Annotated in this window: 16 protein-coding genes; 8 read left to right on the top strand and 8 right to left on the bottom strand. The window is 62.1% G+C overall.

Annotated elements, in window-relative coordinates; genetic code table 11:
• Positions 1–17: 17 nt before the first annotated feature.
• Both PHF15_RS03765 and PHF15_RS03760 read right to left on the bottom strand, forming a co-directional pair.
• On the bottom strand, positions 18–938 hold the full coding sequence (locus PHF15_RS03765) for a stomatin-like protein (protein WP_300119051.1): 921 nt from the start codon (positions 936–938) through the stop codon (positions 18–20).
• A gap of 24 nt (positions 939–962) precedes the next feature.
• Positions 963–1,388 (bottom strand): NfeD family protein, encoded by a 426-nt coding sequence (locus PHF15_RS03760; RefSeq protein ID WP_300119050.1) that lies wholly within the window; start codon positions 1,386–1,388, stop codon positions 963–965.
• A gap of 130 nt (positions 1,389–1,518) precedes the next feature.
• Between PHF15_RS03760 and PHF15_RS03755 the strand changes: the two genes are divergently transcribed.
• From PHF15_RS03755 to PHF15_RS03745, 3 genes are all read left to right on the top strand, one after another.
• Complete coding sequence (locus tag PHF15_RS03755; RefSeq protein WP_300119048.1) at positions 1,519–3,807, top strand: arginine/lysine/ornithine decarboxylase; 2,289 nt, start codon at positions 1,519–1,521, stop codon at positions 3,805–3,807.
• A 90-nt stretch (positions 3,808–3,897) separates the two neighbouring features.
• A complete protein-coding gene (putA, locus tag PHF15_RS03750) occupies positions 3,898–7,983 on the top strand; it encodes a trifunctional transcriptional regulator/proline dehydrogenase/L-glutamate gamma-semialdehyde dehydrogenase (RefSeq protein ID WP_300119046.1) in 4,086 nt (1,361 codons plus the stop codon).
• A 177-nt stretch (positions 7,984–8,160) separates the two neighbouring features.
• Positions 8,161–9,294 (top strand): branched-chain amino acid ABC transporter substrate-binding protein, encoded by a 1,134-nt coding sequence (locus PHF15_RS03745; RefSeq protein WP_300119043.1) that lies wholly within the window; start codon positions 8,161–8,163, stop codon positions 9,292–9,294.
• 6 nt (positions 9,295–9,300) lie between these two features.
• Here PHF15_RS03745 and amrS read toward each other — a convergent pair whose 3' ends face one another.
• The 3 genes from amrS to amrB are packed head-to-tail and all read right to left on the bottom strand — an operon-like array spanning position 9,301 to position 11,781.
• Positions 9,301–10,380 carry an AmmeMemoRadiSam system radical SAM enzyme gene (gene amrS / locus PHF15_RS03740; protein ID WP_300119042.1) on the bottom strand — a complete coding sequence of 360 codons (1,080 nt, stop codon included), beginning with the start codon at positions 10,378–10,380 and terminating at the stop codon, positions 9,301–9,303.
• On the bottom strand, positions 10,377–10,973 hold the full coding sequence (gene amrA / locus PHF15_RS03735; protein ID WP_300119040.1) for an AmmeMemoRadiSam system protein A: 597 nt from the start codon (positions 10,971–10,973) through the stop codon (positions 10,377–10,379). The genes amrS and amrA overlap by 4 nt, the downstream gene beginning before the upstream one ends.
• Entirely contained in the window at positions 10,963–11,781 is an 819-nt protein-coding gene (amrB, locus tag PHF15_RS03730; protein ID WP_300119038.1) for an AmmeMemoRadiSam system protein B, read from the bottom strand. The genes amrA and amrB overlap by 11 nt, the downstream gene beginning before the upstream one ends.
• A 135-nt stretch (positions 11,782–11,916) precedes the next feature.
• Between amrB and PHF15_RS03725 the strand changes: the two genes are divergently transcribed.
• Both PHF15_RS03725 and PHF15_RS03720 read left to right on the top strand, forming a co-directional pair.
• On the top strand, positions 11,917–12,366 hold the full coding sequence (locus PHF15_RS03725; protein WP_300119036.1) for a hypothetical protein: 450 nt from the start codon (positions 11,917–11,919) through the stop codon (positions 12,364–12,366).
• Positions 12,363–12,662 (top strand): type II toxin-antitoxin system RelE/ParE family toxin, encoded by a 300-nt coding sequence (locus PHF15_RS03720; RefSeq protein ID WP_300119035.1) that lies wholly within the window; start codon positions 12,363–12,365, stop codon positions 12,660–12,662. Before PHF15_RS03725 ends, PHF15_RS03720 begins: the two co-directional genes overlap by 4 nt.
• Before the next feature lie 60 nt (positions 12,663–12,722).
• Here PHF15_RS03720 and PHF15_RS03715 read toward each other — a convergent pair whose 3' ends face one another.
• From PHF15_RS03715 to purM, 3 genes are all read right to left on the bottom strand, one after another.
• Complete coding sequence (locus tag PHF15_RS03715; RefSeq protein WP_300119034.1) at positions 12,723–13,283, bottom strand: isochorismatase family protein; 561 nt, start codon at positions 13,281–13,283, stop codon at positions 12,723–12,725.
• 36 nt (positions 13,284–13,319) lie between these two features.
• Positions 13,320–14,513 carry an MFS transporter gene (locus PHF15_RS03710; protein WP_300119032.1) on the bottom strand — a complete coding sequence of 398 codons (1,194 nt, stop codon included), beginning with the start codon at positions 14,511–14,513 and terminating at the stop codon, positions 13,320–13,322.
• A gap of 101 nt (positions 14,514–14,614) precedes the next feature.
• Positions 14,615–15,658, bottom strand: coding sequence for a phosphoribosylformylglycinamidine cyclo-ligase (gene purM, locus PHF15_RS03705; protein ID WP_300119030.1), 1,044 nt, complete (start codon positions 15,656–15,658; stop codon positions 14,615–14,617).
• 97 nt (positions 15,659–15,755) lie between these two features.
• Between purM and PHF15_RS03700 the strand changes: the two genes are divergently transcribed.
• Genes PHF15_RS03700 through PHF15_RS03690 form a run of 3 tightly spaced genes read left to right on the top strand, consistent with a single transcriptional unit; the run spans position 15,756 to position 18,201 of the window.
• Positions 15,756–16,850 (top strand): AI-2E family transporter, encoded by a 1,095-nt coding sequence (locus tag PHF15_RS03700; RefSeq protein WP_300119029.1) that lies wholly within the window; start codon positions 15,756–15,758, stop codon positions 16,848–16,850.
• The gene (hda, locus tag PHF15_RS03695) at positions 16,850–17,533 is read left to right on the top strand and encodes a DnaA regulatory inactivator Hda (protein ID WP_300119100.1); all 684 of its coding nucleotides are present in this window, start codon (positions 16,850–16,852) and stop codon (positions 17,531–17,533) included. The genes PHF15_RS03700 and hda overlap by 1 nt, the downstream gene beginning before the upstream one ends.
• Entirely contained in the window at positions 17,530–18,201 is a 672-nt protein-coding gene (locus PHF15_RS03690) for an HAD family hydrolase (protein WP_300119028.1), read from the top strand. The genes hda and PHF15_RS03690 overlap by 4 nt, the downstream gene beginning before the upstream one ends.
• Positions 18,202–18,213: the final 12 nt, after the last annotated feature.

Raw genomic sequence — 18,213 nt, 5'->3', positions numbered from 1 at the left:
CCCGGCTGGACCAGGCTTTACGCGTTGGGCGACTTCTGGGTTTGCACCATCTTCATGGCCGAAGCCACCAGGGCGGCCACTTCGGTCATGTTGCTGGGCACGATCAGCGTGGTGGTGGCGTCCGCTGCCACCTTGCTGTAGGCGTCCACGGCCTTTTCGGCCACCTTGAGCTGCACCGCCTGCTCGCCGCCGGGCTGGCGAATGGCGGCGGCCACGCGCTCGATGGCCTGGGCATTGGCTTCGGCCACTGCCAGAATGGAGGCCGCTTCGCCTTGGGCGTTGTTGATGATGGCCTGTTTTTCGCCCTCCGAGCGGGCAATAAAAGCCTCCCGCTCGCCGGTGGCAATGTTGATCTGCTCCTGGCGGCGGCCCTCGGACGCGGCAATCAGGGCGCGCTTTTCACGCTCGGCGGTGATCTGCTGCTGCATCGCGTGCAGGATTTCCTTGGGTGGTGTCAGGTCCTTGATTTCGTAGCGCAGCACCTTCACGCCCCAGTTCAGCGCCGCCTCGTCGATGGCTTGCACCACCTGGGCGTTGATGATGTCGCGCTCCTCGAAAGTTTTGTCGAGCTCGAGCTTGCCGATCACCGAGCGCAGCGACGTTTGCGCCAGCTGTGAGATCGCAATGATGTAGTTGCTGGAGCCATAGCTGGCGCGCATCGCGTCGGTCACCTGAAAGTACAGAATGCCGTCAACCTGCAACTGGGTGTTGTCACGCGTGATGCAGACCTGACTGGCAATGTCCAGCGGCACTTCCTTGAGCAGGTGTTTGTAGGCCACCTTGTCGATGAAGGGCACCAGAAAATTCAGGCCCGGCATCAGCGTGCCGTTGTACTTGCCGAGTCGCTCGACGACCCAGGCGTGTTGCTGGGGAACGACCTTGACCGACTGGGTGACAAAGATCGCCGCGATGACAAACAGGATGATTGCAACTTCCATTTCATTCTCCAAAAAAACATCAATTCACAATTTCTCGACGATGAGGCGGCTGCCGACCACCTCGACAATGCGGTGTGGACCGGGCGCAGACGCTGCGCCGGTGCGCAGCGAGACGTTCCAGGTGGCGCCGCGGTATTTGGCAGTGCTGGTGCCGTCCTCATTCCAGGCGTCGATGTGCAGGGTTTCACCAACGTCCAGATTGACGTCGCGATTGGCGCCGGCAGGCAACGCGGGCGGCTGGTGCTTCTTGAAACTGCGCCAAGCCACCACAGAGCCACCGCCGAGCACAGCGGCCACCACCAGTTGCACCGGCATGGTCGCCCCCAGATGGGCGGCGACGGCGGCACCCGCCAAACCGAGCGACAACATCAGTAAATAAAAAGTGCCGGTCAGCAGCTCGAGCGCAATCACCGCCCCAGCCAACAGCCACCAGATTGTCGAATCAGTCATGTTTTTTTCCGTTGGTTATTTGACCTGCCACATTCTGCGATAAAAGTGCGCGTTCGCAAATGCTTTGACACGATAAGTCCTTACACTTCGCGCCAATTTCCTATTTTTTCCTACGTCGCTGGAGCCTGCCATGAAATTTCGCTTTCCCATTGTCATCATCGACGAGGATTACCGTTCCGAGAACACTTCCGGGCTGGGCATCCGCGCGCTGGCGCAGGCGATCGAGTCCGAAGGCTTCGAGGTGCTGGGAACCACCAGCTATGGCGACCTGAGCCAGTTTGCCCAGCAGCAAAGCCGGGCCAGCACGTTCATTCTGTCGATTGACGATGAGGAATTTACCCCCGGCCCCGACCTGGACCCTGCCGTGGTGAACCTGCGCCATTTCATCGAGGAGGTGCGGCGCAAGAACCTGGATGTGCCAATTTACATTTATGGCGAAACCAAGACCAGCCGCCACCTGCCCAATGACATCCTGCGTGAACTGCACGGCTTCATCCACATGTTCGAGGACACCCCGGAGTTCATGGCGCGCCACATCATCCGCGAAGCCAAGAGCTACCTTGAAGGTGTGCAGCCGCCGTTTTTCAAGGCCTTGCTGGACTACGCCGAGGACGGTTCTTATTCGTGGCACTGCCCGGGTCACTCCGGCGGCGTGGCTTTTCTGAAAAGCCCGGTGGGCCAGATGTACCACCAGTTCTACGGCGAAAACATGCTGCGCGCCGACGTCTGCAACGCGGTCGAGGAACTGGGCCAGTTGCTCGACCACGACGGCGCCATTGGCAAGAGCGAGCGCAATGCGGCGCGCATTTTCAATGCCGACCACTGCTTTTTTGTCACCAACGGCACCAGTACCAGCAACAAGATGGTCTGGCACCACACGGTGGCGCCGAACGACGTGGTGGTGGTGGACCGCAACTGCCACAAGTCGATCCTGCATGCGATCATCATGACCGGCGCGATTCCGGTGTTCCTGAAACCCACGCGCAATCACTTCGGCATCATCGGCCCGATCCCCAAAAGCGAGTTCGAGCCCGCCACCATCAAGGCCAAGATCAAGGCCAACCCGCTGATCAAGGCGCATTTGCCCGACATTGACGTCAACCAGATCAAACCGCGCGTGCTGACGCTGACGCAGTCGACCTACGACGGCGTGCTGTACAACACAGAAACCGTCAAGAACATGCTGGACGGCTATGTGGAAAACATCCACTTCGACGAGGCCTGGCTGCCGCACGCTGCGTTTCATCCGTTTTACGGCACCTACCACGCCATGGGCAAGAACCGGGCGCGGCCGAAAAAGGCCATGGTCTATGCCACCCAGTCGATCCACAAGCTGCTGGCCGGCATCAGCCAGGCCAGCCATGTGCTGGTGCAGGACTCGCAAACCGTCAAGCTCGACAAACACCTGTTCAACGAGGCCTACCTGATGCACACATCAACCAGCCCGCAGTACAGCATCATTGCCAGCTGCGACGTGGCTGCCGCCATGATGGAGCCGCCCGGCGGCACCGCGCTCGTGGAAGAAAGCATTGCCGAGGCGATCGACTTCCGGCGTGCCATGCGCAAGATAGACGAAGAATACGGTGACGACTGGTGGTTCAAGGTCTGGGGTCCGGACAAGCTGGTGGATGAAGGCATTGGCCGCGCCGACGACTGGATCATCAAGGGCGAGTCGCGCACCATCAAGGCGGGTATCAATTGGCATGGTTTTGGCAAGATGGCCACCGGCTTCAACATGCTCGACCCGATCAAATCCACCGTGGTGACGCCGGGCATGGACCTCAACGGCAAGTTTGCCAAAACCGGCATCCCGGCCAGCATCGTCACCAAATTTTTGGCCGAGCACGGTGTGGTGGTCGAAAAAACCGGCCTCTACAGTTTCTTCATCATGTTCACCATCGGCATCACCAAGGGTCGCTGGAACAGCATGTTGACCGCATTGCAGCAGTTCAAGGACGACTATGCCAAGAACCAGCCGATGTGGCGCATCCTGCCCGAGTTTTGCCAGAAACACGCCAAATATGAAAACATGGGCCTGGCGGACCTGTGCCAGCACATTCACCAGCTTTACGCCAAATACGACATTGCGCGCCTGACCACCGACATGTATTTAAGCGACCTGACACCGGCGATGAAACCGAGCGACGCCTATGCCCACATTGCGCTGCGCAAGACCGAGCGCGTGGAGATTGATCAACTCGAGGGCCGTGTCACCGTGGGCTTGGTGACACCTTACCCACCCGGCATTCCGCTGCTGATTCCGGGTGAGGTGTTCAACAGGAAAATCGTGGATTACCTCAAGTTTTCCCGCGAATTCAACCGCCAGTGCCCAGGCTTCGAGACCGACATCCACGGTCTGGTGGAAGAGGTGGGTGTAGATGGCCAGGTGCATTATTTCGCCGATTGCGTGCGCGAGTGAGGGGTTGTGCAACCCAAGGGTAATCCCTGATTTGGATCGGTTGCACTTTTAATAGAATAGGTGCAACTTATTTTATGAAGAGTTGCACCCATGGCCACTGTCACGCTTGGCATCAAGGTTGATGAATCCCTTCGCTCACGCATCAAGCAGGCGGCCAGCGTGCAGGGTAAAACCCCGCACTGGCTTATCAAGCAGGCGGTCATGCAGTACGTGGAGAGTGCCGAGCGAGGCCAGTTGCCACCATTAGCAAGTGCGGGTGCAACCGATTCTGCTGAAACGCCTGAATCGGACGAGCCCGACGAGCTGACGACACCCGTGACCACCCCATTTTCTTCGCCGCAGCCCTTCCTGGACTGGGCGCAGAACGTGCTCCCGCAAACCGACATGCGCGCCGCCATCACCGCGGCCTGGCACCGCCCCGAGCCCGAATGCTTGCCATTGCTGGTGCAACTGGCGCACGTGACCGACCCGGCCCAGCGTGCGGCCATCGAAGAGGTCGGCGCACGCCTGGTCAGCGGCCTGCGCGCCAACAAGGACAGTGGCGGTGTGGAAGCGCTGGTGCAGGAGTTCTCGCTGTCCAGCCAGGAAGGTGTGGCGCTGATGTGCATGGCCGAGGCACTGTTGCGCATCCCGGACAACGCCACCCGCGACGCGCTCATTCGCGACAAGATCAGCCATGGCGACTGGCACTCCCACTTGGGCAATTCGCCCTCGATGTTCGTCAACGCCGCCGTCTGGGGCCTGATGCTGACCGGCAAGCTGACCGCCACCGCCAGCGAAAAAAGCATGGCCAGCGCGCTCACGCGCCTGATCGGCAAGGGCGGCGAGCCGTTGATCCGCCAGGGTGTGCACCGCGCCATGAAACTCATGGGCGAGCAATTCGTCACCGGCCAAACCATTTCCGAGGCGCTGGCCAACAGCCGTGCGCTGGAGAAAAAAGGCTTTCGCTACTCCTACGACATGCTGGGCGAAGCCGCCACCACCGAGGCCGATGCCGAGCGTTACGTGGCATCCTACGAACAGTCGATCCGGGCCATTGGCATGGCCTCCAATGGTCGAGGCATTTTTGAGGGCCCGGGCATCTCGGTCAAACTCTCCGCCTTGCACACCCGTTACAGCCGCGCCCAGCGCGACCGCGTCATGGGCGAACTGCTGCCGCGCCTGACCAAACTGGCCCTGCTGGCGCGCCAGTACGACATCGCCATCAACATCGACGCCGAAGAGTCCGACCGGCTGGAGCTCTCCTTGGATCTGCTGGAAAGCCTGTGTTTCGACCCCAGGCTCAAGGGCTGGAACGGCATCGGGTTTGTGGTGCAGTCCTATCTGAAACGCTGCCCCTTCGTGATCGACCATGTGATCGACCTGGCACGGCGCAGCGGCCACCGCCTGATGATCCGGCTGGTCAAGGGCGCCTACTGGGATGCCGAAATCAAACGCGCGCAGCTCGACGGTCTGGACGGCTATCCGGTGTACACGCGCAAGGTCTATACCGACGTGGCTTACCTGGCGTGCGCGCGCAAGCTGCTGGCCGTGCCGGACGCGGTGTATCCGCAGTTTGCCACCCACAACGCGCAAACCGTGGCCTCGATCTACCAGATGGCGGGGCAAAATTACTACGCCGGGCAGTACGAGTTCCAGTGCCTGCACGGCATGGGCGAGCCGCTTTACGAACAGGTGACCGGCACCGTGGCCGAGGGCAAACTGGGCCGCCCGTGCCGCATTTACGCGCCGGTGGGCACGCATGAGACGCTGCTGGCCTATCTGGTCAGGCGGCTGCTGGAAAACGGCTCCAACTCCTCCTTTGTCAACCGCATTGGCGACCCCAAGGTCAGGGTCGAAGAGCTGGTGGCCGACCCGGTGCAGGAAGCGCAAGCGATCGAGTTGGAATGCGGCCAGCTTGGCGCGCCGCACTCCAAAATCACCTTGCCTCGGCAGATGTTTGCCGAGTTGGGGGCGCAGTCGCGGCTGAACTCGTCTGGGCTAAACCTGGCCAACGAACAGCAGCTGGCGTCCCTGGCTGCCGGCTTGTTGCGCAGCACACAAATCAGTTACACCGCCGTAGCCACCGTGACTGATGCGGACCTGTTCAACCCCGCAACGGCGCTGGCCAACGGCTGGCTGCCGGTGCTGAATCCGGCTGACATGCGCGACCTGGTCGGCTGGGTACGCCCTGCCACCGCCACCGAGGTTGAACTGGCGGCCAACCGCGCTGCCAGCGCGGCGCAAATCTGGCAGGTAACGCCACCGCAAGAGCGCGCCGCCTGTTTGAGGCGCGCGGCCGACCTGCTGGAGCAGCGCACGCAAGCCATTCTGGGCCTGATCGTGCGCGAGGCGGGCAAGTCGCTGCCCAACGCGGTGTCCGAAGTGCGTGAGGCGGTGGATTTCTTGCGTTATTACGCAGCGCAGGTGGACGCCACGTTCGACAACCAGACGCACCGGGCGCTGGGTGTGGTGCTGTGCATCAGCCCGTGGAATTTCCCGCTGGCGATCTTTGCCGGCCAGGTGGCCGCTGCCCTGGCCAGCGGCAATTGCGTGCTGGCCAAACCTGCTGAGCAAACACCGCTGGTGGCCGATGTGATGGTCAGGCTGCTGCACGAAGCCGGCGTGCCGATGGATGCGGTGCAACTGGTGCCCGGCACCGGCGAAGTGGTGGGCGCTGCGCTGGTGGCGCACCCGCAGGTGGCAGGCGTGATGTTTACCGGCTCGACCGAAGTGGCGCGGCTGATTGCGCAAACGCTGTCAAAGCGCCTGAGCCGGCAGGGCCGCAGCATTCCGCTGATTGCTGAAACCGGTGGCCAGAACGCCATGGTGGTCGATTCATCGGCGCTGGCTGAGCAGGTGGTGGGCGACGTGTTGTCGTCGGCCTTCGACTCGGCGGGCCAGCGCTGCTCGGCCTTGCGGCTGTTGTGTGTGCAGGAAGATGTGGCCGAGCGCGTGCTCGACATGATCAAGCAGGCCATGCGCGAGTGGGTCATGGGCAACCCTGACCGCATGCACACCGACATCGGGCCGGTGATCGACGAGGATGCGCGCATGCAAATCGAGCAGCACATTGCGCGCATGCAGGCTGACGGTCAGCCAGTCACGCGCATGGCGCGCGACGAGAGCGCCGGCCAGGGTCATTTTGTCATGCCCACGCTGATTGAAATCGACCGCATCGAGCGCCTGCAACGCGAGGTGTTCGGCCCCGTGCTGCATGTGCTGCGCTACCAGCGCGAAGACCTCGACAAGGTGCTCGACGCCATCAACGCCACCGGCTACGGCCTGACCTTTGGCGTGCACAGTCGCATCGACGAGACCATTGCCCAGGTCACGCAAAAGGTGCAGGCCGGCAATATTTATGTCAACCGCAACGTGATTGGCGCCGTGGTGGGCGTGCAGCCGTTTGGCGGCATGGGCTTGTCGGGCACTGGCCCAAAGGCCGGCGGCCCGCTTTATTTGTACCGCTTGCTGCAAGCCAGCGAGGCACAAAACAACCCGGCTCTGACGGCGTTGGTGGATTCCCCGGCAGTGCGTGCGTTGGTGCCTGCCGGTGCCGAGCGGCACTTGGCGACGCCCGCCAGCCTGCAAGCCCTGGAGCTATTACTGGAAAACTTGCAAGGACTGGCTTTGGTAGCGCCTCTGGGCGAATTAAGCCACTTTGAAGCGGTGCAAGCCACCGCCATCTGCGAAGCCTATCTGGCTTGCACCGTGCTCGGTCAATCTTTCAAGCTGCCAGGCCCCACGGGCGAATCGAACCGCTACCAACTGCTGCCCCGTGGTGCCGTCTTGATCGTGCCACAGACGGCGCTTGGGCTGTTTCATCAGCTGGCGGCAGTCTTGGCCAGCGGCAACCGCTGCTGGCTGGAGGCGCCGACTGGTGACAGTGCTGTGGCGCGTTTGCTCAAAACGCTGCCGCCCGAAGTCATGCGTTTTGTGCAACTGTGCAGCGCCGATCAATTGCATGGCGAGAAACATCTGAGCGCTTTGCTGTTTGAGGGCGATGGCGACGCCCTGCAGGCACTGCAGCCGGTGGTGGCTCAGCGCTCTGGTGCCATCGTGCGCATCGAAAGCCTGACCCCTGCGCAGTTGGCTGCTGGCGCACACTACGACCTGAGCGCCCTGATGCACGAGCAGAGCATCAGCACCAACACTGCGGCTGCGGGTGGCAACGCGCAGCTGATGACCATGGGCTGATTTTTATAAAAAAGGAGACATTGATGACATTCAAGACACCGCCATGAGGCATGGGGCTTGTGTGGGGTCGAATTCATTCGACCATGGCGAGTTGAAACCCGCCCCACAAAATACCCATTCAAGTCGTACCGAAGACTTTTTTCATCCAATCCAGTATTCATTTTTTCAGGAAACCCTATGAAACTCACCTCCACACTCTTGCCCCTGATGGGCGCTTTGACCCTTGCCTTTGCCAGCCAGGCTTATGCCCAGGCACAGACCGTCGTGATCGGCCTGACCGGCCCGCTGTCGGGCTCCAACGCCTTTGCCGGCAAGGACAACGAAAACGGCGTGCGCCTGGCCGTTGACGACCTCAACAGCAAAAAGATCACGGTCGGTGGCAAAACGCTTAAATTTGTCCTGCAATCCGAAGACGACCAGTGCGACCCCAAAGCCGGTGTGCAAGTGGCGCAAAAATTTGTCGATAGCGGCGTCAAGTTCGTCATGGGCCCCTATTGCTCGGGTGTGGCGGTTCCAGCCTCGCGGATTTACAACGAAGGTGGTGCCATGATGTCCACCGTCGGCACCAACCCCAAAGTCACCCTGGGCGGCTACAAGAACCTGTTCCGGATCATCGCCAGCGACAGCCAGATTGGCACCGGCATGGCCCGCTATGCCGCCAATGTGATGAAGCTCAAGTCGGTGGCGGTGATCGACGACCGCACCGCGTTTGGCCAGGGCGTGGCGCAGGAGTTCTCCAAGGAAGCCAAGAATCTGGGGCTCAATATCGTCGGCCAGGAATTCACCACCGACAAGGCCACTGATTTCACCGCCATCCTGACCACCCTCAAGGGCAAAAATCCGGACGCCATTTTCTTTGGCGGTTACGCGCCGCAAGCCGCACCCATGACACGCCAGATGCAGCAACTCGCCATCAAGGCCAAATTGCTCGGCGGCGACACCCTGTGCAGCCCCGAAATGGGCAAGCTCGCGGGCAATGCGGTCAACGACGTGGTGTTCTGCGCGCAGGGTGGGTCGATGCTCGACAAGACCGCCGCCGGCCCGGCTTTCAAGGCCAAGTACAAGCAACGCTACAACCAGGATGCCGACGTGTATGCCGCGCCGTTTTATGACCAGACCCTGTTGATTGGCGAGGCCATCCAGAAAGCCGGTTCACTGGACCCGGACAAGGTGGGCGCCGTCATTTACAAAGGCAGCTACAAGGGCATCATGGGCACCTACGCCTATGACGACAAGGGCAACCTGAAGCAGGCTCCGATCACGGTGTACACCTTCAAGAACGCCGCTCTGGTGCCGCTGGCGAGCTATTGAGGCCAGTCAACCCAGCATGACCGGGATGCGCTGGCGGCCGAAGTGGCCGCTGGTCGCATCGAAGCGGCCGGCTACCGCGCGGCCGCAGTCCGGGCAGTGGCCCGAGGCGGTGAGCCGGTAGTTGATGATCTGGTACCAGTCACGCACGATCAGCGGCGCCTTGCAGTTGGGGCAAAAAGTGGTGTCGCCCTCGATGTTGTGCACGTTGCCGGTATAGACGTAGTGCAGCCCCTGCTTTAGGGCGATATTGCGCGCGCACACCAGCGTGGCCGCAGGCGTCTGCGGCACCTCCGCCATTTTGTAGTCGGGGTGGAACGCCGAGAAGTGCAGCGGCACGTCGGCCCCGAGTTCCTTTTTGATCCAGCCGCACATGGCCGTGATTTCTTCATCCGAATCGTTGCGCCCCGGAATCAGCAGGGTGGTGAGCTCCAGCCAGACCTTGGTTTCATGCTTGAGGTAGCGCAGGGTGTCAAGCACCGGCTGCAGGTGCGCGCTGGTGAGCTTGAAGTAAAAGTCTTCGGTGAACGCCTTCAGGTCCACATTGGCGGCGTCCATCTTGGCAAAAAAGTCGCGCCGCGGCTGCTCATGGATGTAGCCCGCCGTGACCGCCACCGTCTTGAGACCCAGCGCGTGGCAGGCGTCGGCCGTGTCCATGGCGTACTCGGCAAAAATCACCGGGTCGTTGTAGGTAAAGGCCACACTCTTGCAGCCATGATCGCGTGCCGCCTTGGCAATGGTTTCAGGCGAGGCCTGGTCCATCAGGCTGTCCATGTCGTGCGATTTGCTGATGTCCCAGTTCTGGCAGAACTTGCAGGCCAAGTTGCAGCCCGCCGTGCCAAACGAAAACACGCTGCTGCCGGGGTAGAAGTTGTTGAGCGGCTTTTTCTCGATCGGGTCGATGCAAAAGCCTGACGAACGTCCGTAAGTGGTCAAAATCATTTGCTCGCCCTGGCGCATGCGCACAAAACAGGCGCCGCGCTGGCCATCGTGCAGCTTGCAGTCGCGCGGACACAGGTCGCACTGCAGGCGGCCGTCCTCGATCTTGTGCCAGTACCTGGCGGCGTAGTTGGATGACTTCACCTTCATGATGCGCCCTCGACTTCCTTGAATTTGCTCACGGTGTAACGCTGCAGCCGAACCTCGGCGGCCCAAAAATCAGGTGCCAGACCGGCCTTGTGCTTCAGGTGGGCCATGAATTGGCGGGCGCTGGGCAGCTGCTCCCAGACCTGCGGCAAAAATGTGCTGCGGTAACGGCCGAACTCAAACACCACGCCGTCCACGCCCGGGCGCAGCTGCGCCAGCGCATGGGCCTCAGAGCTAAACGGCAAGGGCTGCATGGCCGACAGCACCGAGACCTCGACAGTGGTGATCTCCAGCTCCACCAGGCGCAACGGGGCAAAGCGCGGGTCATGCAGGGCGGCGGCGACGGCGTTGGCTTGCACGTCCACCATCAGCGGGCGGTGCGCTTGCAGCGAGCCAATGCAACCGCGCAACTCTCCGTGCTGGTTCAGTGTGACAAAGCTTGCCCCCGGGGCTTGCAGCGCAATGGCAAGCTCTCCGGTGGGTTCAGGCAGCGCCACCGTCTGCCCCAACTTGTTCGAGATGGCGGAGCGGGCAATTTGCAACAGCAGTTTGCCGTGCTCGCTTGGTAATGCGGTGAGTGCGGCGTCATTGCGCATGGCTTTCTCCCTGGGTGAATGCCAGTGCCGCGTAACCCACCACACGATTTTTGTCACCCGCCGTGTCGCCTGAATTGCACCGCCCCAGCAGGTGTGGCTGCAACTGATGCTGTCTTGCTGCCAGCAACAGGCCGTTGACGGGGGTGGCACCACAGGCCTGCTGGTGGTTTAACGCGGGCTGCAACTGCAACATGCCCTGCACGGTCTCGCCGTCCACGGCCTGGGCGGTGGCGTAGGGCAAAAAGTGCGAGAGGTCGGAGCTGATCACAATCAGCGTCTCGTCACCACCCCAGACCGCATCGAGCACCTGCGCCACTTCGGCCGGGGAAGCGTCGCCCACCGCCAGCGGCAGCAGCTTGAAGTCATCCAGCGCGAGCTGCAAAAAGGGCAATTGCACCTCCAGCGAATGCTCCTGGGCGTGGGCGGCCGGGCTCACCACCACCTGCGGCAGCGGCCGGATGGCTGCCACCGCGTCCTGGTCGATCTCGATCTGCCCCAAGGGCGTGGCAAAGTAGTCAGCGCCCGGCAGGGCCAGACCGCGCACCGGCACCCGGTGCACCGGCCCGAGCAAGACCACGCGCCGGATCGTCTGGCGCACTGCTGCGAGCTGGGCATAGGCCTGCGCCGCGGTGGAGCCGGAGTAGATGTAACCCGCGTGGGGCACGATCAGGGCTTTGGGCGGCGTGGCGGCCGAACTGGCAGCGTCTGGTTTGGCCGCGGCCAGCATGGCCAACACATCGTGTGAGAGGGCCTGGCTGCGCCCCGGGTAAAAAGCTCCGGCGACGGCAGGGGGGCGGACTTGGTGCATGTGTACTCCCTATGTTTAGGACTTGAATGTTGGGACATATTGGGTTGGGCTTTTGCAAATCAAGGCAAAATTAGATTGAAACCCACTGGCCTTACAACGTATAAACTACTGACATTTAACGTTATTTGAACAGCCATGCAATCACTTTCCCAATCAGAGTTCCAGGTTGCGTTTGAACACGGTGCGGTGCAGTCGGTTGAAATTGAGCCTTCAGGATCACGATTTGCCGTGAAATTTCTCACCTTGTCAGGTGTTGCCATGCTGGTTCAGACACGCAAGTCGGAACCCAGGCTTTTTGGCACGGTGGACGGTGCTCTCAGGTTGCTGCATAAACTGGGCGTGCGTCGTATCGTGCTGGATCGACTGGAGCAATGGCAGCCCGAGCAGGCAAAGCTGGTGCGTCGAAGTCGTCCGGATCGGGCGCAAGCCTTGACCCGTGCTGCCGAATATGACCGGTGGGTTCGCACCAAGGTGAATGCCAGCCGTCTTGACCCACGTCCTGCCATGACTGAAGGTGAATGGGAAACCGTTCGCGCGGCCAAGCGGGCCGAACGCCAGGCGCTTTTAGCCGGCAAGACTGAATGAGCTGCAAATCGTGGCGAGTTGTTCGTCGCCCGGAATACCATGAAGACCTGGATGCCATTGAGGTGTGGATCGCACGGGACAACAGAGCCGCAGCCGTCGACTTGTGGTTGCTGATTGACGAGCAAGTTGACCGGCTCATTGACCCGAATTTCCCACGCCGCATCAGCGGCCGAGTGGCTGGCGCTCATGAGCTGGTGGCGCATGAAAACTACATTGTTTATTTCGATCAGGATGAGGGCGATTGCACGCTCATGGTGCGAGCGGTCGTGCATGTGGCCAGGCAGTTCCCGGCATGAAACATATGCCTTGCTCGGTGGGGAGGCTGCTACGTCATCCGCCCGCCAGGTGCCGGTTTCTTAGCTCTTGGCACCCGCCAGCGCCTGCTGCACGGTGCAAATGGTGGCAAAACGGTCTTTCAGGACGGCCGCGGTGCGCGCCTTGATGTCGGCGGCTGCCAGGGCGGTACCGTCCAGATGCTGCATGTCCCAGGTCAGGGTGGCGTCCAGGCAGTAGTCCACGCGCCAGCCCAGGTCGGAGGCGTGGCGGGTGGTGGTTTCGCAGCATTGTTCGGTGCGAATGCCGCTGACGATCAGCTTCTGGATGCCGTTTTGTACCAGCCACACGTCCAGCCCGGTTCCCACCAGCGCGCTGTGGCGGTTCTTGTGAAAGGTGGCAGCGGCATCGAACGTCTTGAGCTCGGCCAGCGGCTTCACAAAACCGGACTCCAGCGCAAACGCGTTGCTGGCAAGCTTGGGGCCATCGACGTGAAACACGCGCACGATCGGCACGCCCAGCGCCACGCAGCCGTCAATCAATGCGTTTTGCGCGGCAATGTAAGCGGGCAGGTCGTTGTCAGTGAAGTAAGGCCGCTGCCGGAAGGACTCTTGCGCGTCGATTACGATGAGACAGGTTTTCATAAAAATTGCTCCAGGTAAAAAAGCCAGATCAGAACATTATCTGCGCGGCAATCCGCGCGGCTGCAGCGCCAGCAAGCCCAGCGCCAGCGCCGCAAAGCCAATGCCCGCCATGAAGGTGAACGAGGCTCCGAAAGTTTGCCACAGCCAGCCCGCCAACCCGCTGGCGACCAGCATCGCCACGCCGCTGAGCAGGTTGAAAAAGCCGTAGGCGGTGCCGCGTAAATCGGCGGGTGCGGTGTCGGCCACCATGGCGGCCAGCAGGCCTTGCGTCATGGCCATGTGCAAACCCCATAACGCCACGCCCAGCCAAAACACCCAGCCGTTGTTGCTGGTGGCCAGCAGCACGTCGGCGGCGATCAACAGCAGCAGGCCCCAGCCCAGCAGCCCCGTATGGCGCATCTTGTCGGCCAGTTTGCCAAACGGATAGGCGCAGGCGGCATAGACGATGTTCATGCTGATCAGCACCACCGGTGTCCAGGCCAGCGCCAGGCCGCCTTGCTGCGCGCGCAGCACCAGAAAGGCTTCGCTGAACCGTGCCAACGTGAACACGCCACCCACGCCCACCACCCACCAGTAGGCCGGTTGCAAACGGGCCAGGTTGGCGCGGCTGATCGGGTTGATGCGCCTGTGCGTTACCGGTCGATCGGGCTCCTGCACGCCCCACACCAGCAGCGCCACGCACAGGACAGCCGGCACGCTGGCCACCCAGAACACGGCGCGAAAGTCGTCCTGCCAGAGCAGCATGAAGCCGATGGCCAGCATCGGCCCCAAAAAAGCCCCCACGGTGTCGAGCGACTGGCGCAGGCCAAAGGCGGCGCCGCGCAGTTCAGGCGGCGCGAGGTCGGCCACCAGCGCATCACGCGGCGCACCGCGGATGCCTTTGCCGACACGATCGGCCAGTCGCGCGGTGATGATCCAGCCGCTGGAGGTGGCCAGCGCAAACAACGGCTTGCTTAAGGCGCCAAGGCCGTAACCCAGCACGGCGAGTGGTTTGCGCTTGCCCCAGTAGTCGCTCAAGGCGCCGGAAAACACCTTGACGATGAGCGCCGTGGCTTCGGCTGCGCCTTCGATCAGCCCGACCACAAAGACGCTGATGCCCAAGGTGGTGACCATGAACACCGGCAGCAGACTGTGGATGAGCTCGCTCGACACATCCATCAGCAGGCTGACAAAGCCCAGCGCCCAGATGCTGGCGGGCAGCTTGCGCAAAGGCTGGGGTTGCGGGGGCACGCTTACATCCTTCGGCCCGAGGGTGGGCCTCCTGCAAAGGCGTCAGCATCCCCGTGGGAGCGGCACCCTGGCCGCGATGGGCTTCGGTTCATTCTCTGGAATCAGCGCACCAGCACTGCGGCGTTGTCGCCGCGCTCGGCGATCACGCCGATTTCATACACCGTTTCACCCGCAGCGCGCAGCGTGGCGGCGCAGGCGGTGGCATGGGCGGCGTCGATGACGACCACCATGCCGATGCCGTTGTTGAAAGTGCGGTTCATCTCGATGTCGTCAATGCCGGCCGTGGCTTGCAGCCAGGTGAACAGTTCGGTCATTGGCCAGCTGCCTTTGACCAGATGCGCTGCGGTGCCGTCGGGCAGCACGCGCGGAATGTTTTCCAGCAAACCGCCACCGGTGATGTGGGCCAGCGCTTTGATGGGGTGCGCGGCCAGCGCGGCCAGCACGTTCTTGACGTAGAGGCGGGTGGGCTCCATGAGCGCCTGCTTGAACGGTTTGCCGTCGAGTGTGGCGGGCACGGTGCCGGCGTTCTCTGCGCGCTCGATGCATTTGCGCACCAGGCTGAACCCGTTGGAATGCGCGCCGCTGGAGGCCAGGCCCAGCACCACGTCGCCCGGCTTGACATCTGCGCCGGTCAGGATCTTGGATTTTTCCACCGCACCGACGGCAAAACCGGCCAGGTCGTATTCACCGGCCGGGTACATGCCAGGCATTTCAGCGGTTTCGCCGCCGATCAGGGCGCAGCCGGATAGCTCGCAGCCTTTGGCAATGCCACCCACCACGGCGGCGGCGGTGTCCACATCGAGCTTGCCGCAGGCAAAGTAGTCCAGAAAAAACAGCGGCTCGGCGCCTTGCACCAGCACGTCGTTGACGCTCATGGCCACCAGGTCAATGCCCACGGTGTCGTGCATCTGCCACTCGAACGCCAGCTTGAGCTTGGTGCCGACACCGTCGGTGCCGCTCACCAGCACCGGCTCTTTGTAGCGCTTGGGCACTTCAAACAGCGCGCCAAAGCCGCCAATGCCCGCCAGCACGCCTTCGCGCATGGTTTTTTTGGCCAGCGGCTTGATGCGCTCCACCAGCGCGTCGCCGGCGTCGATGTCAACGCCAGCGGCTTTGTAGGAAAGGGGAGCGGTGGATTGGGTCATAACAATGTGCAGGTAGGGCCAAGGGATGGGCTGGCGGCGCGCCTTAAGCCCGATAGAATTTGGGCTGATTTTAAGGGGTTGGCTTTTCGCCATTTCAATGCAATTCACTTCCACACAAAAAAGAGCCTCGGCCTGGTTTGCGCTGTTGTTGGGCACCGTGGCCATGCTTTGGCTGCTGGCGCCGGTGCTGACGCCGTTTGTGGTGGCGGCCATTCTGGCCTATGCGCTGACGCCGGTGGTGGACTGGCTCGACAATCTGGGCCGGGGCCGCATACCCCGGCTGCTGGCGGTGGTGCTGGTGGAAGTGGTTTTCCTGCTGATGCTGCTCGCACTCATGTTGCTGGTGGTGCCGATTCTGATCAAGCAACTGCCGTTGTTGCGCGAGCAGGTGCCGCCGCTGCTGGATCGCTTCAATTTGTTTCTGCAACCTTTCCTGGCGCAATTCGGCCTGCATGTGTCGTTCGACGTGGCCGGACTCAAGGCCTTTGCCATGGAGCACCTGAGCGCCAATTTTGAAGACCTGCTGGGGCGCTTGCTGGCCTCGGCCAAGCTCGGCGGCAGCGTGGCACTGTCGCTGATCGGCAATGCCGTGCTGATCCCGGTGGTGCTGTTTTACCTGCTGATGGAATGGCGCCGCTTTGTTGACCTGCTGCTGGTGCTGGTGCCACCGCGGCTGCGCCCGGCGGTGGACAGTTTTACTGCCGAGGCCGACGGCGTGCTGGGTCAATACTTGCGCGGCCAGTTGCTGGTGATGGTGGTGCTGGCGGTGTACTACAGCGTCGGGCTGGCGCTGTTCGGCCTGGACCTGGCGCTGCCGATTGGCGTTTTTACCGGCCTGGCGGTGGCCATTCCGTACCTGGGCTTCGGGCTGGGGCTGATTCTGGCCACGCTGGCGGGTTTTCTGGAGTTTTCTGCGCAGACGGGACACGTGAGCGCGCTGGTGATGGTGGCCGTGGTGTATGGCCTGGGCCAACTGGTGGAGAGTTTCTTTTTGACCCCGCGCCTGGTGGGCGAGCGCATGGGGCTGCACCCGGTGGCCGTTATTTTTGTCTTGCTGGCGTTTGGCCATTTGCTGGGTTTTGTCGGCGTGTTGATTGCCCTGCCGCTGAGCGCCGTGCTGCTGGTGGCCATTCGCCGCTTGCGCTCGGCGTATCTTGCCAGCGCGCTCTACCAGGACATGCCAGACGCATGATGCAACAACTGGTGCTGGACATGGGCCTGCCCACCGGTCCCGGCCTTGCAAACTACTTCCCGGGTCCCAACGAGGCGGCGCTGGCGCACCTGAAACTTTGGCTTGGACGCGCTGGTGACATAGTGCGAACACCGGTCCCCACCTATCTATGGGGCGGTAGCGCCTGCGGCAAAACCCATTTGCTCAAGGCCGTGCGCGCGGCGCTGCAAGAGCAGGGCGTAGCAGCAGGCTGGCTCGATGCCAGTGCGCCAGTGGCGCCGGAGTTCGATGAATCCTGGGCCTGCGTGCTGATGGACGACGTGCACGCCTACAGCAGCGCGCAGCAGCAAGTCGCGTTCAACTGGTTTGTCCACGCCCAGACCCTGCAAATGGCGGTGCTGGCCAGCGGCGGCCTGCCGCCCGCCGACCTGAAGCTGCGCGACGACCTGCGCACTCGCTTGGGCGGCGGCCATGTCTTTGCCCTGCAGGCCCTGAGCGAGACCGAGCGCCGCGCCGTGTTGCGCCAGGCCGCCGACGCGCGGGGCATCTTTTTGAGCGACGAGGTGATGGACTTCATGCTGACGCGCTTCAGCCGTGATTTGGGCAGCCTGATGGAACTGCTCGACCTGATGGATGGTTACGCCTTGCAAACCCAGCGCGCCATCACCATTCCCCTGATCAAAGCCATGATGGACAACGCATGACAACAAAACTGGCCCTGTTCGACCTGGATCACACCCTGGTCCCGCTGGATTCCGATTACGAGTGGAATGCCTTCACCACCCGGCTGGGCTGGCATGATCCGATTGAGTTCACCCGGCAAAACGACGCCTTTTATGCGCAATACCAGGCCGGCACGCTCGACATCCATGCGTATGTGCGCTTTGCCACGGCGGCCCTCTGCGCGCAAGGCGCTGAAAAGTCGCATGCGGCACATGCCCAATTCATGGCGACGGTGATGCAGCCCGCCATCCGGCCCACCGCCCTGTCGCTGGTGCAGCAGCACCAGGCCGCCGGCGACGCGGTGGTGATCGTGACCGCCACCAACGAATTCATCACGCGCCCCATCGCCAGCGCCTTTGGCGTGACCGAACTGATCGCCGTTGAGCTGGCGCTTGATGCGGGCAGCGGCTGGTTCAGCGGCGAGATTGTCGGCACGCCGTCGTTTCGCGAAGGCAAGGTGGCGCGGGTGGAGCAGTGGCTGGCCGAGCGCAACCTGTCCTGGGCCACCGTGGAGAGCAGCTTTTACAGCGACTCCATGAACGACCTGCCGCTGCTGGAAAAAGTGACGCATCCGGTGGCCACCAACCCAGAAGACCGGCTGCGCGCCATTGCGCTGGCGCGCGGCTGGCGCATACTTGATCTTTTTTAGAATGGCAGCCGT

It is taken from the genome of Rhodoferax sp. (assembly GCF_028689295.1).
Lineage (GTDB): Bacteria > Pseudomonadota > Gammaproteobacteria > Burkholderiales > Burkholderiaceae_C > Rhodoferax.
The sequence above is the reverse complement of the archived record's forward strand: the minus strand, read 5'-3'. Positions and strand labels throughout refer to the sequence as shown.